16 protein-coding genes are annotated in these 16971 nt (G+C 40.9%); 10 read left to right on the top strand and 6 right to left on the bottom strand.

Annotated elements, in window-relative coordinates; genetic code table 11:
* Positions 1-22 precede the first annotated feature (22 nt).
* Both purH and purD read left to right on the top strand, forming a co-directional pair.
* The gene (gene purH / locus RB151_RS02075) at positions 23-1612 is read left to right on the top strand and encodes a bifunctional phosphoribosylaminoimidazolecarboxamide formyltransferase/IMP cyclohydrolase (RefSeq protein ID WP_042849013.1); all 1590 of its coding nucleotides are present in this window, start codon (positions 23-25) and stop codon (positions 1610-1612) included.
* A 17-nt stretch (positions 1613-1629) separates the two neighbouring features.
* Positions 1630-2913 carry a phosphoribosylamine--glycine ligase gene (purD, locus tag RB151_RS02070; RefSeq protein WP_071547639.1) on the top strand — a complete coding sequence of 428 codons (1284 nt, stop codon included), beginning with the start codon at positions 1630-1632 and terminating at the stop codon, positions 2911-2913.
* Between the two features lie 260 nt (positions 2914-3173).
* Here the strand turns inward: purD and RB151_RS02065 are convergent, their stop codons facing one another.
* From RB151_RS02065 to nudC, 6 genes are all read right to left on the bottom strand, one after another.
* Positions 3174-3842 carry a DUF1481 domain-containing protein gene (locus tag RB151_RS02065; RefSeq protein WP_336431470.1) on the bottom strand — a complete coding sequence of 223 codons (669 nt, stop codon included), beginning with the start codon at positions 3840-3842 and terminating at the stop codon, positions 3174-3176.
* 47 nt (positions 3843-3889) lie between these two features.
* Positions 3890-4162 (bottom strand): HU family DNA-binding protein, encoded by a 273-nt coding sequence (locus RB151_RS02060; RefSeq protein WP_004264522.1) that lies wholly within the window; start codon positions 4160-4162, stop codon positions 3890-3892.
* A 199-nt stretch (positions 4163-4361) separates the two neighbouring features.
* The gene (locus tag RB151_RS02055) at positions 4362-4949 is read right to left on the bottom strand and encodes a YjaG family protein (RefSeq protein ID WP_042849016.1); all 588 of its coding nucleotides are present in this window, start codon (positions 4947-4949) and stop codon (positions 4362-4364) included.
* 74 nt (positions 4950-5023) lie between these two features.
* Entirely contained in the window at positions 5024-5695 is a 672-nt protein-coding gene (gene nfi, locus RB151_RS02050) for a deoxyribonuclease V (protein ID WP_048605386.1), read from the bottom strand.
* A gap of 109 nt (positions 5696-5804) precedes the next feature.
* Positions 5805-6869, bottom strand: a complete 1065-nt coding sequence (gene hemE, locus RB151_RS02045; RefSeq protein WP_042849018.1) for a uroporphyrinogen decarboxylase — start codon at positions 6867-6869, stop codon at positions 5805-5807.
* A gap of 92 nt (positions 6870-6961) precedes the next feature.
* On the bottom strand, positions 6962-7753 hold the full coding sequence (gene nudC, locus RB151_RS02040) for an NAD(+) diphosphatase (protein WP_042849020.1): 792 nt from the start codon (positions 7751-7753) through the stop codon (positions 6962-6964).
* 243 nt (positions 7754-7996) lie between these two features.
* On the opposite strand from nudC, the gene RB151_RS02035 reads away from it, so the two are divergent.
* From RB151_RS02035 to RB151_RS02000, 8 genes are all read left to right on the top strand, one after another.
* Entirely contained in the window at positions 7997-9049 is a 1053-nt protein-coding gene (locus tag RB151_RS02035) for an ABC transporter substrate-binding protein (protein ID WP_071547638.1), read from the top strand.
* Positions 9050-9081: 32 nt separating this feature from the next.
* A complete protein-coding gene (locus RB151_RS02030) occupies positions 9082-9906 on the top strand; it encodes an alkaline phosphatase family protein (RefSeq protein ID WP_071547637.1) in 825 nt (274 codons plus the stop codon).
* A complete protein-coding gene (locus RB151_RS02025) occupies positions 9899-10801 on the top strand; it encodes an ABC transporter permease (protein ID WP_071547636.1) in 903 nt (300 codons plus the stop codon). Before RB151_RS02030 ends, RB151_RS02025 begins: the two co-directional genes overlap by 8 nt.
* Positions 10802-10844: 43 nt before the next feature.
* Positions 10845-11618 (top strand): ABC transporter permease, encoded by a 774-nt coding sequence (locus RB151_RS02020; protein ID WP_094301225.1) that lies wholly within the window; start codon positions 10845-10847, stop codon positions 11616-11618.
* Positions 11618-12634 carry an ABC transporter ATP-binding protein gene (locus RB151_RS02015; protein ID WP_042849026.1) on the top strand — a complete coding sequence of 339 codons (1017 nt, stop codon included), beginning with the start codon at positions 11618-11620 and terminating at the stop codon, positions 12632-12634. Before RB151_RS02020 ends, RB151_RS02015 begins: the two co-directional genes overlap by 1 nt.
* An 18-nt stretch (positions 12635-12652) precedes the next feature.
* On the top strand, positions 12653-13315 hold the full coding sequence (locus RB151_RS02010) for an HAD family hydrolase (protein ID WP_071547634.1): 663 nt from the start codon (positions 12653-12655) through the stop codon (positions 13313-13315).
* Positions 13316-13525: 210 nt separating this feature from the next.
* Positions 13526-15565, top strand: coding sequence for a hypothetical protein (locus RB151_RS24090; protein WP_042849028.1), 2040 nt, complete (start codon positions 13526-13528; stop codon positions 15563-15565).
* A 53-nt stretch (positions 15566-15618) separates the two neighbouring features.
* Positions 15619-16845, top strand: a complete 1227-nt coding sequence (locus RB151_RS02000) for a hypothetical protein (protein ID WP_071547633.1) — start codon at positions 15619-15621, stop codon at positions 16843-16845.
* The last annotated feature ends 126 nt before the right edge of the window (positions 16846-16971 follow it).

The following is a 16971-nucleotide window of genomic DNA, read 5'->3' as shown; positions in this document are numbered from 1 at the left end:
TCAAATCCAAGGGATCTATCTCATGCAACTGCTTCGTCCTATTCGTCGTGCCCTGCTTAGTGTGTCTGATAAAACAGGGGTTGTTGAATTCGCTAAGGCGCTATCTCAACGTGGTGTTGAGCTTCTATCTACTGGTGGTACTGCAAAGTTACTAGCTGAATCAGGACTTAAAGTAACTGAAGTGTCAGATTACACAGGGTTCCCTGAAATGATGGATGGTCGGGTAAAAACATTGCACCCAAAAGTGCACGGAGGGATCTTAGGTCGCCGTGGCACTGATGATGCCATCATGCAATCCCATGATATTGCACCTATCGACATGGTAGTTGTGAATTTATATCCTTTTGCTCAAACAGTAGCAAAACCAAACTGCACACTTGAAGATGCTGTTGAGAACATCGATATCGGTGGTCCAACAATGGTACGCTCCGCAGCAAAAAACCATAAAGACGTTGCAATTGTGGTAAATAGTAATGATTACCAAACCATTATTGATGAAATGGATGGTCACGAAAACTCCCTTAATTGGTCAACACGCTTTGACCTTGCTATCAAAGCATTTGAGCATACAGCTGCTTATGACAGTATGATTGCTAATTACTTCGGTGAATTAGTTGCCCCTTATTATGGTGATACCACACAACCTTCTGGCCGTTTCCCTCGCACATTGAATCTAAATTTCATCAAAAAACAAGATATGCGTTATGGGGAAAATAGTCATCAAGATGCGGCGTTCTATATAGAAGAAAGCCCAAAAGAAGCGTCTATCGCGACTGCACAACAAATTCAAGGTAAAGCACTCTCTTATAATAATATTGCTGATACTGATGCAGCCCTTGAGTGCGTTAAGTCATTTGATGAGCCTGCGTGTGTGATCGTTAAGCATGCTAATCCTTGTGGTGTCGCAATTGGCAATAATATTCACACCGCTTATGACAAAGCGTTTAAAACTGACCCAACTTCTGCTTTTGGCGGTATCATCGCTTTTAACCGCCCATTAGATAAAGAAACTGCACAGGCAATTATTGAGCGCCAATTCGTTGAGGTGATTATCGCGCCTTCGATTGCTAAGGATGCACTGCCAATTCTTGAAACCAAACAAAATGTACGCGTACTTGAATGTGGCGAATGGAGTAAACCTGTTGCTGGCTTAGATTTTAAACGTGTCAACGGTGGTTTATTAGTCCAAGACCGCGATTTAGGTATGGTTGAAGCCGAAGAGTTACGCATAGTCACAAAGCGCCAACCAACTGAGCGTGAATTAAAAGATGCCTTATTCTGCTGGAAAGTCGCTAAGTTTGTGAAATCAAACGCCATCGTTTATGCCAAAAATGACATGACAGTGGGAATCGGTGCTGGTCAAATGAGCCGAGTATACTCAGCAAAAATTGCTGGGATCAAAGCTGCCGATGAAGGCTTAGAAGTTGCAGGTTGTGCAATGGCATCTGACGCATTCTTCCCATTCCGTGATGGTATTGATGCCGCTGCCGCTGTTGGAGTGACTTGTGTGATCCAACCTGGCGGGTCGATTCGCGATAATGAAGTCATTGATGCTGCAAATGAACATGGCATCGCAATGATTTTCACAAATATGCGTCATTTCCGTCACTAGTTATTAGGAGTTTAATAATGAATATATTAATTATTGGTGGCGGTGGTCGTGAACATGCTTTAGCGTGGAAAGCGGCTCAGTCTCCTCTAGCCGATAAAGTCTATGTGGCACCGGGTAATGCAGGTACCGCATTAGAACCAGCTATTGAGAACGTTAATATTTCTGCTACTGATATTGATGGATTACTACAATTTGCGAAAGATAATCAAATCGATTTAACCATTGTAGGTCCTGAGGCTCCTTTAGTTATTGGTGTTGTTGATACATTTACACAAGCTGGGCTAACTATTTTTGGTCCAACTCAAGGTGCTGCCCAACTTGAAGGCTCTAAGGCGTTTACTAAAGACTTTTTAGCTCGTCATCATATTCCAACCGCAGCATATGAGAACTTTACTGAAATAGAACCCGCTTTGGCTTACTTAGATAAAGTTGGTGCGCCAATCGTGATTAAAGCGGATGGGCTTGCGGCAGGCAAAGGCGTTATTGTTGCGATGACTCTGCAAGAAGCTAAAGATGCAGTACATGATATGTTGGCTGGCAATGCGTTTGGTGATGCAGGGCATCGGATCGTAATTGAAGAGTTTCTTGATGGTGAAGAAGCTAGCTTTATCGTAATGGTCGATGGTGAAAATGTCATCCCAATGGCAACAAGCCAAGACCACAAGCGTGTAGGTGACGGCGATACTGGCCCAAATACAGGCGGAATGGGCGCTTATTCCCCGGCTCCTATTGTTACTGACCAAGTACATCAGCGCGTTATGGAACAAGTTATTTACCCAACAGTTAAAGGTATGGATAAAGAAGGAAACCGCTATCAAGGTTTTCTATATGCAGGTTTAATGATTGATAAAGCAGGAAACCCCAAAGTGATTGAATTTAACTGCCGCTTTGGTGACCCTGAAACTCAACCTATTATGATGCGTTTACAGTCAGACTTAGTCGCTCTATGCTTAGCGGGTGCAAAAGGTGAACTGGCAGGCAAAGATTCATTATGGGATGAGCGCCCGGCTTTAGGTGTTGTGATTGCTGCCGGCGGTTACCCAGGTGATTACCGCAATGGCGATATAATTTCTGGATTGCCAACCAGTGAAGCAGCTGATAGCAAGGTATTCCATGCAGGTACTCGCATGAAAGAAGGCGAAGTGGTTACTGCCGGTGGCCGTGTATTATGTGTTACCGCACTGGGTGATGATATTGAAAAAGCCCAAACAAAAGCATACGAAACAGCTAAAAACATTCACTGGAATGATAGCTTCTATCGTAGCGATATTGGCTACCGCGCTATCGCCCGTATTAAGTAATAGAACAAATAATAGAAACAAAAGACCATAAGCTGATAAGAGGAAACTTTTATCAGCTTTTTTATTGCTTATCTTTCTTTTTATCTTTTTATTTTTTGAACTTGTTTTTGCCTTTTACCTTCACACCGCCAATGGCTCTAAGTATTTCGAATCACAGCAAAGCTGCAAGAGAGAGAATCTCTAGGAGCATACATAAGTATGTGACTAGGGTGAACGAACGTAGCAATGCAGCAGTGGTTCGAAAAACGACGAGCGGTTATTTATAAACTATCTCTAGAAGGTTGCCAGCGGCAAAAATCAGTATCCGCTACCATCAAAAGTTGTGTCCCCTCTGGAGACTCTAACCACGCTAAATTTAATTGTGAGTGCCAAATTTTTGCACGACTTTCTATCCAATTTTGTGCATAGGGTTCGAAAGTTACATCCCGAACCTCCCCTTCACAAGTTGTCACCTTCCCTTGCTGCCAATGCCCTTGATAAAGTTTTACATCGCCAACAATCAAAGCGGTATTAGTTTCAAGAATACGTTCAGCCTCAAAACGCCAACGCGCAATCTCATCTGTTGAAAGTGGGGTTTTACTATTTTGCTGGACACGCTGCATAAAAATAACTTCATCATTTTTATTAAAGCGTAATTGTTCCATGATATCGCCACTTTGTTGATTTAGAACTTGGCTGCGGATCTGCCAGAGAGCACCTGAGCGATATTCAAAGAAATTAACGGAAGTCCCCGTACCTTTATAAGGACTATAAACGACCATTAAGACAAGAGGTTGGCTTTTTGCATCGTTGAGCCGCCACATACGAATGACGCCATCATCAGCAATAAAACCACTTGCGCTAAATTCAGGGAGTTTTGGCGCATTAGAAGAGCAGGCGCTTAGTATTGAGATGACTCCCAATACCAGCAACCCTTTTTGAATAAGCAAAAGGGGTAGTTGTTTACCCCTTCTGGCAATTCGTCTGTACAATGTACTTATTTTACTGCTTCTTTCAATGCTTTACCGGCAGAGAAAGCAGGTACAGTTGTTGCAGGAATTTGGATTTCTGCTTTAGTTTGTGGGTTGCGACCAGTACGAGCTGCACGATGGCTAACTTTAAAAGTACCGAAACCGACCAGTTGGACTTGCTCGCCTTTTTTCAGCGTTTCTGAAATAGCATTTAAAGTAGATTCTAATGCTGCTTTTGCCTGAACTTTGGTCAGGTCCGCTGATTCTGCGATAGCATCAACTAATTCAGTCTTATTCATAAATTATCCTTACACAGTGTGTTTATCGTTTGCAAAGCATCGAGTGCGTCGGATATGCCAAATTGACAGCCCCTGATACACGCCCCCGATAGCCACTTCTTCTTGCCCCTAAATGTAGACCAGAGTCGGGGCAAATGTGAAGCCTTAGTACTCAGCATTACTGCGCTAAGTCACGTTTTCGATAATGAAAACATGAATATTAGCTTAAAGTAATACCTATATTGCTCACCCCCGCTTCACGGAGGTCAGATTTTAATCCTTTAATTAACTCTAAGTCGCGCTCTTCACAAGCTGCCAGTAAACGGAAAATGTCCCACTGGATATCCCACTCTTCTTCTATAGCAGGTATGTCTTTGAGTTCTTCTTCTGTCATTTCCCGCCCTGCTTGAGTCATTTCGAGCATGGCAACTGTACGAATGGATGCTTCGCTAACCAATATTGCATGTTCGAGTGTTTCACCACTCAATTTTGAGTGAATGATTTCCCCTAATGCAATACAGGCATCAATAGCTGGATATACACCATACATATCGAAATCATCGGCTGTAGGGATAATTTCTTCTAATTTTTCTAACTGATTGTCGAAATTAACTTTGCTATCTTTGATAACCAATGTTTCCCATACTATATCGAGAATAGAGCGGTACACTTTGGCATCTGCAAATTCAGTTTGCTGACAAAACATTTGAAAGTTGGGATACATTCTTTCGCATAAGCTTGCCATAAATGTGACATGCTGCCAGCTTTCTAATTTTTCCAACCTCAAATGAATGGGATTTCTTAACATAATTTCTGACTCATCAATCTTAATACTTCGCAGTTTACCTGAAAATCTGTCAATGCCACATATTTTGCTGATAATTAGCTGATTTTCTCATTCATTCGCTTAAAAAACGTTCGATTTGATGCAATTCCATCAGCAAAACGGGTTGGTTCCGGCAATTTATATCCTCTTAGACACTGCTTAACCCATGTTAATGATGATGAAAAACCTATCTTATGACCTGGCGAAACATACAAGGGTTTGCAGCGTTTCTTGCTACGTAATACCCAACCTAATTGATTTTCACCCATCATTAATGGGCAACAACTTTCAGGCTCTTCACCTAATACAACATCATCACCACATAAACGGCTTTTGGCGACACCAATTGTTGCCACATTTGCTTGTAAGCCAAAGTGACAAGCAACACCAAAACGCCGAGGATGCGCAATCCCTTGGCCGTCAACTAAGACTAATTCAGGTTTGTGCTGTATTTTTCCCCAAGCCGCCATTAAGCCAGGTACTTCCCGAAATGAAAGTAACCCCGGGATATAAGGCAATTGGGTAGGGACTCGCGCTATTTGATACTCAACCAATTCTAATTGTGGCCACGATAAAACAACAATGACGGCTCTCGTGACTGTGCCTTGTTGCTCAAAACCTACATCTGCCCCACCAACCCATTTTGGATGCAACATTTCATCATGCAAAATAATTTGTGAAGCTTGGTCAGTTTGTTGTTGTCGTAATGATTGAGTATCTAGAACCATAATGCGTCCAATGCTTATCGAACTTAATTATTCTTAATCATAGATGATAATGGTGTACTTACAAGGTTCAATAAATACACCACAAATCAAGAACATCAATAAATGATAATTACTGATGGTATTGGCGAGAAAAACGGTGAACTGCGTCCACAAAAGCACCAGCGTGCTCAGGTGGAACATCTTGATGGATGCCATGACCTAAGTTGAATACATGACCCTCACCTTGGCCAAAGCCTGCAAGTATATTTTTCACCTCTTCTTCTATACGAGCAGGGGGAGCATAGAGCATTGATGGGTCCATATTTCCTTGCAGAGCGACCTTATCACCGACACGGCGACGAGCATCGGCAATTTCAGTTGTCCAATCAAGTCCTAAAGCATCGCAGCCTGTTGCCGCCATTTCTTCTAACCATTGACCGCCACCTTTGGTAAATAAAGTAACAGGCACACGGCGACCATCGTTTTCCCTGATCAACCCATCAATAATTTTTTGCATATAGTTTAGGGAGAACTGCAAATAATCACGCTTAGTGAGCACCCCACCCCAAGTATCAAAAATCATGATAGATTGCGCACCAGCTCGAATTTGCGCATTAAGGTATAAAATGACGCTGTCCGCCAGTTTATCCAATAATAAATGTAACGTATTTGGATCTTCATACATCATTTTTTTGATTTTGGTAAAGGCTTTGCTGCTACCACCTTCCACCATATAGGTCGCCAATGTCCAAGGGCTTCCTGAAAAACCAATTAGAGGTACATTACCTTCGAGGGCTTTACGGATGGCACGTACTGCGTCCATCACATAACCTAGTTCCATCTCAGGGTCAGGAATAGGAATATTTTTCACATCTGCCGCACAAGTAATGGGCTTGTGAAAACGAGGGCCTTCGCCAGTTTCAAAATAAAGGCCAAGCCCCATAGCATCGGGGATTGTTAAAATATCAGAAAATAAAATAGCCGCGTCTAATGGAAAACGACGTAATGGTTGTAACGTAACTTCACAAGCCAACTCTGTGTTCTTACACAAAGCAATAAAATCACCAGCTTCAGCACGTGTTGCTTTATATTCAGGCAGGTAACGCCCCGCTTGACGCATCATCCATACAGGGGTTACATCTACAGGCTGACGTAGCAAAGCACGTAGATAGCGGTCATTTTTTAACTCAGTCATTATTTACTCCATTATTATAAGTGGCCGCCGCAAATGGCTAAAAGCGAATATACCTATTGTAACATGTAAAAAGTAACATTATCAGCGCAGTACTATTTACTTATTTCATATTCCTGTTGGCGGCATAGCGCTACCGTGTCTTCAATCAAGCGCCTTGCAATTGTATCCCCCGGAGGGATAAGCGGTAATTCATTGTAATGATACCAATTTGCACTCACTAATTCTTTTGGATCAACTTGGATTTCACCACTTTCATAATCTGCTAAAAACCCCATCATTAATGAATGAGGAAAAGGCCATGGCTGCGAAGATACATAACGAATGTTTTTTATCTTTATATTACTTTCTTCCATGACTTCGCGGGCTACAGCTTCTTCTAATGTTTCTCCCACCTCAACAAAACCAGCAAGTACAGTAAATAATGGGTTTTGTGAGTGTCGTCGGTGCTGGGCTAAGAGAATATGATCATCACGGCGGATCCCGACAATAATGCAAGGCGCAATTTGTGGGTAATATCGCTCATGGCAATGGTCGCATAAGCACGCCCATTCGGTGCTACTATGGCGCATCGCGGTACCGCAATATCCACAATAACGATGTGAGCGATAAAATTCAGCGAGTTGTACCCCGCGTCCGGCTAAACGAAATAACCCCTCATCTTGGGAAGCGACTAAGCGTGGAGAGGCCATATCCGATGGCATTTTTTCCGCAATTAACCAAACAATTTCACCTTGCCACTCACCAATTGGTGTCGCTATTTTTCCAATTAATGAATAGTCCTTAGCCGTTCCTCTAGGAATATCCCCACGAGGTAGCCATAAGCGACCAGCGAAACAGACGAACCACCAGCCACTTTCTGTTCCTACTAATGTTAATTTATCCATTTTTAGTATCTTTCGTTAATTTGTATATTGATAAAAACGAGACAATTATTCACACAATACACTTCTTTTAAAGAATGTCATTCAAACGTTTGTTTCATCTTTTTTCATCACTAATTTTGACACTTTTTAGACGAACCATTCCATAAAATGTCTAAAAAGTGTCACAAAAAGGTCAACTGTCTGTCACCTGTTAAAATTAGGATGCTAGGTAACCAATACGGCTCCTCAAGAGTGAGAACAAAGATGAAAGCAATTGTACCGGCAATTTTCCTATCACTAACAACCTCCAGCGTGGCATTTGCCTCAGATGCTAACCTAACAGAATTAATCAATGCCGCGAAAAAAGAAGGCCAAGTTTATAGTGTAGGCATGCCTGATACTTGGGCAAATTGGAAAGGCACTTGGCAGGATTTAGCTTCTCAATATGGTTTAAAACACCAAGATACCGATATGAGCTCGGCGCAAGAAATAGCGAAATTTGCTGCTGAGAAAAATAATGCCACTGCCGATATCGGTGATGTGGGCGCAACTTTTGGGCCAGTTGCGGTGTTAAAAGGGGTCACCCAACCCTATAAACCAACTACTTGGTCACAGATCCCCGATTGGGCAAAAGATAAAGATGGTCATTGGGCGTTGGCCTATACCGGCTCCATCGCTTTTATGATTAACAATGAGTTAGTCAAAGATGCACCAAAGAGCTGGGATGATTTGCTAAAAGGTAAATATAAAGTCACCGTTGGTGATGTCGGGATTGCTGCACAAGCAAATAATGCCGTTCTAGCTGCTGCATTTGCTCGTGGTGGTAACGAAAATAACCTAAAACCTGCCATTGAATTTTTTGCCGAACTGGCAAAACAAAAACGTCTATCCGTTAATGACCCAACCGTAGCTAATATTGAAAAAGGTGAAGTCGAAGTTGGCATCTTGTGGGACTTTAATGCCTTGAATTATCGTGATCAGATCAACCGCGATCGCTTTACTGTCGTGATCCCATCTGATGGTTCTGTGATTTCCGGCTACACCACTATTATTAATAAATACGCGAAAAACCCAAATGCAGCAAAACTAGCCCGTGAGTTTATTTTCAGTGATAAAGGGCAAATTAACCTTGCCGAAGGCTACGCTCGCCCAATTCGCGCACAATATCTAACTTTACAAGCAGATATTCAAGCTAAGTTACTACCAGAAGAACAATACAAAAATGTTCAGCCAATCAAAGATGCTGATGGTTGGGAAAAATCCTCTCGCAATTTACCGAAAATGTGGCAACAGCAAGTGCTAATCCACCAGCAGTAATCTAATCATTTGATTTTAGGAATAAAAGTCTGATGTCTGATAAAGTCATACTTGTTGTCCTAGACGGTTTAAATTATTCAGTAGCCCATCATTGCATGGGCTATCTCAATGGTCTTATCAAAGCCGACAGCGCAACACTATACAAGTTGGAATGCGAACTCCCTTCAATGTCCCGCCCACTGTACGAATGTATTTTAACGGGAGTTCCCCCCGTTAAAAGCGGTATTGTGAATAATGATATCGTACGGTTATCAAATTTCGATAGTATTTTCTCCCTCGCTCGTCTTGCTGGTAAAACTACGGCAGCAGCAGCTTATTACTGGGTTAGTGAACTATATAACCGAGCACCATTCGTTGCTGTTCGTGACCGCTTTACTCAAAATGAATTGCTACCTATTCAATATGGCTGTTTTTACCAAGCAGACCATTACCCTGATGACCATTTATTTATGGATGCCGAGTATCTTCGCAACCAATTTTCCCCTGATTTTTTATTAATTCATCCAATGAATATTGATGATACTGGGCATAAATTTGGTTTTGATTCTTCTCAATATCGCAATGCAGCACGTCATGCGGATATCATCCTGTCAAATTATATTCCCGAGTGGATCAAGCACGGTTATCAAATCCTCATTACTAGCGATCATGGTATGAATAACGACCGCAGCCATGGTGGCACGTTACCAGAAGAATGCTCAGTACCACTGTTTGTTATTGGTTCAAAATTTTCACACCAACCTTGTGATATAGAACAAACTGCCATCTGTGGCACTGTTTGCCGTTTACTTGGCGTGGACCCTATCGATAAATCAGTTTGTGAATCCCTATTATTACAAGGAGAAAATCATGGATGATATTATCGCCCCCTGTGAGCAGGCTAACCAACAACAGGGAAAAATAGCCATGTTAAAAAAACGATTATCTCGTTTTCATTGGCATGCCTCACTATTACTACTGCCATTTATCATACTATTTTGCTTATTCCAGATAGCCCCTATGGTTTGGGTACTAGTGAATAGTTTTATTTATGAAGAAACTTGGTCACTAGGTAACTATCTCGAAGCCTTTAGTAATGACTTTTATCTGCAAGCTTTCGAAAATACCTTATGGCTTTCTGTCATTTGTAGCGTGATAGGCTTATTTATCGCCAGTATAACCGCCTTTTCCATCTATAAAATGCAGGGAAAAGTACGCCGGATTATGATTTCTTTCACCACTATGGCAAGTAACTTTAGTGGTGTCCCACTTGCCTTCGCCTTTATTATTATTCTGGGATTTAATGGCGCTATCACTCTACAACTTAAAGCATGGGGGATTATTGAAGACTTCAATATTTACAGTGCGAGTGGCTTGATGCTGCTGTATATCTATTTCCAAATCCCATTAGGTATTTTATTACTTTATCCTGCATTTGATGCTTTAAAACCTGAATGGGAAGATGCCGCAAAAACGATGGGCGCCAGTAAGCTAACATACTGGCTAAAAGTTGCGATTCCGGTGCTTTCTCCCGCTTTACTTGGCACATTTATTATTTTGATTGCGAACGCGATGGGGGCATATGCCAGTACTTATGCACTGACAAGTGGTAATTACAACCTTGTGACTATTCGTATCGCTAGTTTAGTCTCTGGCGATTTGTTCTTAGAACCCAATATGGCCGCTGCATTATCTATGTTGCTTATTACTATTTTGGGGTTCATTACTGCAATCCATCACTGGTTAATAAAACGGAGCTACCATGCAAAGTAACTCTGCTATTCGCTCTGCTAACATACATAATCCCCATTCCAAAATGTGGGTTCATAAACTGATATTAATTAGTGTTGCTAGTCTACTAGCCCTACCTATATTAGCGACTTTTCTTTACTCAATTGCCAGTTCATGGGGCGCAACGGTGCTACCCGATGCTCTATCCATAAAATGGTATCTGCAATTGTGGCAAGACCCGCGCTTTTTAATGGCGTTTGGTCGCTCACTCATTATTTGTTTTGGCACATTGCTAGTAAGTACGCTAGTCATTTTACCGATGACTTTCGCGGTATTTTATCGTTTTCCAAAACTCAAAGGTTTAATGGATTTATTGGTCATTTTACCTTTTGCTATTCCTCCCGTGGTGTCCTCTGTCGGTTTACTGCAAATTTTTGCAGATGAGCCATTTATGATAGTCGGCACACCGTGGGTCCTCATTGGTACCTATTTCACTATCACTTTACCTTTTATGTATCGGGCACTCGCCAATAGCTTCCAAGGTATTCATTTACATGACTTAATGGATGCGGCTCATTTACTTGGTGCCAGTAGTTTTAAAGCGTTCATGATGATAGTGCTACCTAATATTCGTAAAGGTATGTTGGTTTCATTATTAATTTCATTTTCTTTTTTAATGGGTGAGTTTGTGTTTGCCAATATTTTGGTGGGAACACGCTATGAAACCTTGCAAATCTACCTTTTCAATATGCGCCAAACGAGTGGGCATTTCACTTCTGCACTCGTGATGTCTTATTTTCTGTTTACATTATTGCTGACATGGTTAGCAATGCGGTTAAATCGTTCAGGAGATGAATGATGAGTTATGTTATTGCTGATAATTTAACGAAGTCCTTTGGTTCAAACAATGTATTTTCTGATATCCAATTTACGATTGAAAAAGGCGAGTTTATTACTTTATTAGGGCCTAGTGGCTGCGGGAAGTCGACACTGTTACGTTGCATTGCAGGGCTTGAACAGCTCAACCATGGTGAACTCTACATTAATCGTAAAAATGTTACACAACAAGCTGCACAACAGCGTGGTGTCGGAATGGTATTTCAAAGTTATGCTTTATTCCCCAATATGACTGTGGCTGAAAATATTTCGTTTGGTTTAAAAATGCGTAAGGTCGATAGTAACGATAGAGTCAAAGCCGTTGCTGAGGTAATTGAAATGGTGGAATTACAAGGCAAAGAACAGCAATATCCACATCAATTATCTGGAGGTCAGCGCCAACGCGTTGCCTTAGCGAGAGCCTTGGTCATGAAGCCACAAATTTTGTTACTTGATGAGCCATTATCTGCACTTGATGCACGTATTCGTAAGCGTTTACGCCAACAAATTCGCCATATTCAGCGTGAATTAGGTTTAACCACCATTTTTGTTACCCACGATCAAGATGAAGCCATGATCATGTCAGACCGAATTTTTCTGATGAATAAAGGGCAAATAGTACAAAGTGATAGCGCAGAAAATATTTATACTCAGCCAGCTAACGAGTTTGTTGCGCGCTTTATGGGTCATTACAACCTTGTTGATTCGGAAAAAGCAAATGCAATACTAGGCCTTAACTTGCAAGGGTTACTCGCGATTCGACCTGAGTCGATTTATGTCAAAGAATCGGGTCGTCAATACGGTGAACATATATCGCACCCTGTTGATGCTATTATTGTAGATCACCAATTACTGGGGAATATTATTCGTTATAATGTAAATACGCCTGTCGGGGTCATGACAGTCGATTTACTCAATCGCTCATCAGAGCGTTTATTCGAGCCAGGTACTCACCTTGAATTAATGTTTAATAAAAACGAAATTCGCGCACTTAGCTAATAATTAGATAGGAATATAATGCAAAACCAATTAGCCATTTTCGACTTGGATGATACCTTAATTCAAGGAGATAGCAGCGTACTGTGGACACAATATCTGTGGGATAAGCAAATTATCCGCGACCCACAATTTGTAGAAGCAGATAAAGCCATGATGGCGCAATATAATGCAGGCACATTAGATATGCCAACTTACTTACGCTTTAACCTACAAACTCTCGCCAATGTAAAAGTTGAGCAAGTAGATATCTGGTTGGACGATTTTGTACAAACCGTGATTTTACCGCGGATCTACCCTGAAGCGATTAGAACGATCGCAAATTATCGAGCGAAAGGTTTGCCAATTATTGTGATCTCCGCAACGGTGGCCTTTATCGTGAAAAAAATTGCAGATCAATTAAATGCAGATGTCGCAATGGGGATCGATATCAAACAAAAAGATGGCTGCTACACCAGAGAGATCGACGGCGTTCCAACCTTTAAAGAGGGCAAAGTCAAACGCCTGTTAGCTTGGGTTCGCCACCAGCCAATTACTGATGCCTACATTTATTTCTATACTGACTCAGCTAATGACCTGCCAATGTGCCAATTTGCTGACGAAACCTTTATCGTCAACGGTGACTCTCGTTTGCAACAAACTGCTACGGAATATAACTGGCCACAATATACTTGGCACTTATGACTTATAAAAAATAACCCCTTGGGAATAGTGTTAGAGACTCTAAAATATAACGAGTATGATATGCAGACTGTACAACTTTTATTTTACTCACACTATTTCCTGTATCAGATCAGAATCTGATTACAGAAAATTTGTTCTACCTTTTCGAAAGAAATAGCTTTTCCGCTAATAGACAATGTCCTCCTATTCACAATACCCATTGAGGACAAAATGCCAAATATTAACAACACTCACTTACTACATGCCAATACTGACTATATTATTACATTAGCGCAGGCAGATACTGATGATGGTATTAAGAATTTTTTTATTGATAACCATACAAATACGGCTTATCAATTAGTTTCATTGAAAAACCGTGAAATCCAGTTTCATCAAACAGCCCCATCAATATTAGATATCTTAAAAAAAAATGGTTCTCTTCTAGCAAACAGGATGGTTCACGTTAACCTTTCAGAATTAATTCAAGGTATTAATTTAACGGGTAATTCAAGCTTAACTACAAACCCAAATTTCACGAAATTAATTCTTAGCCAATATAATACTGTTATTACACAGCCCAATAGATTCAAAGCTATCTCTGAATTAAGTCAAGTTGAAAAAAACCAATACCAACAACTCACAAGATCAACTGATACCGCACAACTCCGAGCCGCTTTACTCTCGCTCATTGATGATGAGGTAAAAGGTGAGCTGAATATAATGGCCAAAGAATGGGGGATGTATGGCGTGTCTGCTTGTGAAGTTGATAAGAAAAGCTATGCCCTATTCAAGGAATTCTATGACGAAAAAATGAAGGAACATGCCGTCTGTAAGGATGACTACAAAAAACTCGACTTTGCTACCCAAAACATCAAAACCGCCATTACAGACCCCCGCTGCCTTAATGCTAAATTAACCCCACTTCAAATATTCAAAGCAGCCTATCAGTTAGGTGATATTCCTGCCGTTTCTAACTTTCGTTTTATGTTCAACCCTGCAAGTAAAGACGATGGCAAATACCGCGAGTGGATGTATCACTTTGATAATAGTAATTATGCTGCTGAATTTAAGCTGATCACCACGCGCACTGCAAATAGCCTTGAAGCAAATACCGAACAATGCTTAGCCGCATTTCCATATGATACAGAAAGTACAATCCGCTTTACGAAAAACGAAGCCGCCACCAAATTCCCAACAATGGACAACCTACAGCATGAGTTTAGCCATGTTCCAGGTGCGCACTATACTGTTATTCGCAACCCCAATAATACAACACCGATTGAAACTGGCATTCGCACTGAAATGATTGTCCACCACCGTTCTGCTAGCGGTCAAAATGAAACCCAATCACGAGATGCTGAATTGATGACATTTCATGGTACAGAACGCTGCCAACCTTTTCTTTCAATACAAGAGCTTGCGAGTGCACCACACCTGACATCACTACAACGCTTTGTATTAGGTGGATTCATTGATACTGACCCCAACGAATTTATTGACAAGTTAAGGGAGGAGAAAGAGACCTTAAACGCACAAGTCAAACAAAGCATTCAACATCAGCATTTCGTCCCTTTAGATAACATTACTGTTGCTAAATTCAGTGAACAAGGCATACAAGTCACTAATCAATCATTATTTAATAAACAAGTGTCAACCTATGATAATTTACCCGAAGTATTAGATAAAATTCCCAAACTGAAACTTGACCACCCATTAACTGAGCAACAAAAAACGGTTCTCGCGATAGTCCCTTTGCTAATGAATTACGACCAAAATGCAGAACTGAAACCTGACTGTTCTGAAAATAAAGCGTTTCCCGCAAGAACACAGCTAAGAGAGCGCACTAAAGAAGCTTTTACAAAACCGCTCCTACGTGACCTACCTAATATAACGTTTCACGATCCCGCCGATCACTTAATCGCGAATCAACATATTATTCAGTTGGCCAAAGATATTCAGCAGTTTTACCAAGATGTGGTTCAATCCCTGACGATATCCAATACCGAGCCAAAACAAATTGCCTTATATGAAAGCCGAGCGGCACTAGCGGAAGAATATATCAGCCAGTTTGATAAACGAGCGACATACCCTGAGACTCATCAGGTATTAGCATTATTTACTTATTATATGATTGAAGATTTAAAATCAGACTCTGAGCTTCAACGTAACAACCAAGCGCTATTCCATAAAATTGAAGCCCAACAGCGCCCTTTATTACAACATTTTGCCAGTCACCGCTTACTCAACGACATGCTCTCGGATGGCTAATGCAAGTCAAGCCCTCAGCCGACCCAATGATGTAATATAGGAAATACATTAATATGATGAACCATGATTACCGTACGATGATTGCCCAGTTTACAAGTCTTCCCCCAGATAATACCCAGCCATACACGGCTAGGCTCTCCATTGAGAGACCTTCTAGTGAATATATTAAATTAGATGCTGTACCCGGAAGCAGTTCGAGTAGTATAGAAAAAATGACACATCCATTAGCGGGGAGCCATAAATCGACAGAGATGTCCCCCTATATGATATCGTTACTCGGCGACCAAGCAAGCTTACGCTTTGCTGAAAAAGTGTTTCAATCGCCAAAACAGCGCCTGTTCGACCAATGGGGAATAGATAATACATGCCAAAGCTATACTGATAAATGTACTCAGCTAGATACCATTGTTCGTTTTTACTTTCGTGATCAACAGTCACAATTAAAAAAGATTGAGCTAAATGGCCAACCATTTATTGAACAACAGCCAACCAAACCTTATTTTCTTGGTCAGAAAGTTATAACCCCTGATTTTACAATCCATAGAGCACAAGAACAGCAGCAGAAAAACACGTTATTACAGAGTAAAACGCGTGATGATTGTGCCTTATACTTTAATAAACAGCCTATCCTTGACCTGCAAACCTATAATGATCAGGTATACAAGCAAGAATCCCAAATACGTCAGGGTAATAATTTTTTAAATGAAGCTAAGTATTTTATTCCTATGGTGGAATACCTGACTCATTTTGGTCAAATAAAAGATCTCTTAGTACAAAATTCGCTAGAGTGTAGTAGTGACGAAAATACCCCTCATTTTCAATTTATTCCGCATGATGTGAAGTTACCGCTGTTACAGCAAAAAACATTGCCCTCTGACAATGAAAAATATAAATGGGTGGATTGGTTTTTACCAACGCTATGCATTGAAATGGATAGCGCAAAAGTTGACTGGCAGGAACAAACCTTATTAATCCAAGACTTTTGCCAAAAATTATCAGTCGAAAAACATATTAGTACGACATCAGTGTTCCAACATTTGGGGGATAGGCAAGTCAATATGTATTTAATATTCAAAAACGATGAATTTCGACTCACGCCAGAGCAACTTAAGCAATCACCGGGCTGGCTTGAATCCTGTGGGGTATTTATTACGGATACGCCAAAAGCAACATTATTTACTCATCAAGGCGCAGAACAATACTACGCACCTTATGGTGAGCTAGAAATAGATAAGCAACAAATATTGGCTGCCCTTGAACAACATATTAATTATAACTGACCACTTACTTTAGACTTGGTTCCTCTAAACTAATCACTATCCACTTCCTCTAAATTATTCAAGTAAGAAGCAGGCGGCAAGCGAGGGTATTCCAAGGAGCATACATCAACATGTGACTTGGATAGC

The sequence above is a fragment of the Providencia rettgeri genome (genome assembly GCF_001874625.1).
GTDB lineage: Bacteria > Pseudomonadota > Gammaproteobacteria > Enterobacterales > Enterobacteriaceae > Providencia > Providencia huashanensis.
Note: the sequence above shows the minus strand (reverse complement) of the source record. Positions and strands in the feature narration are given on the sequence as shown.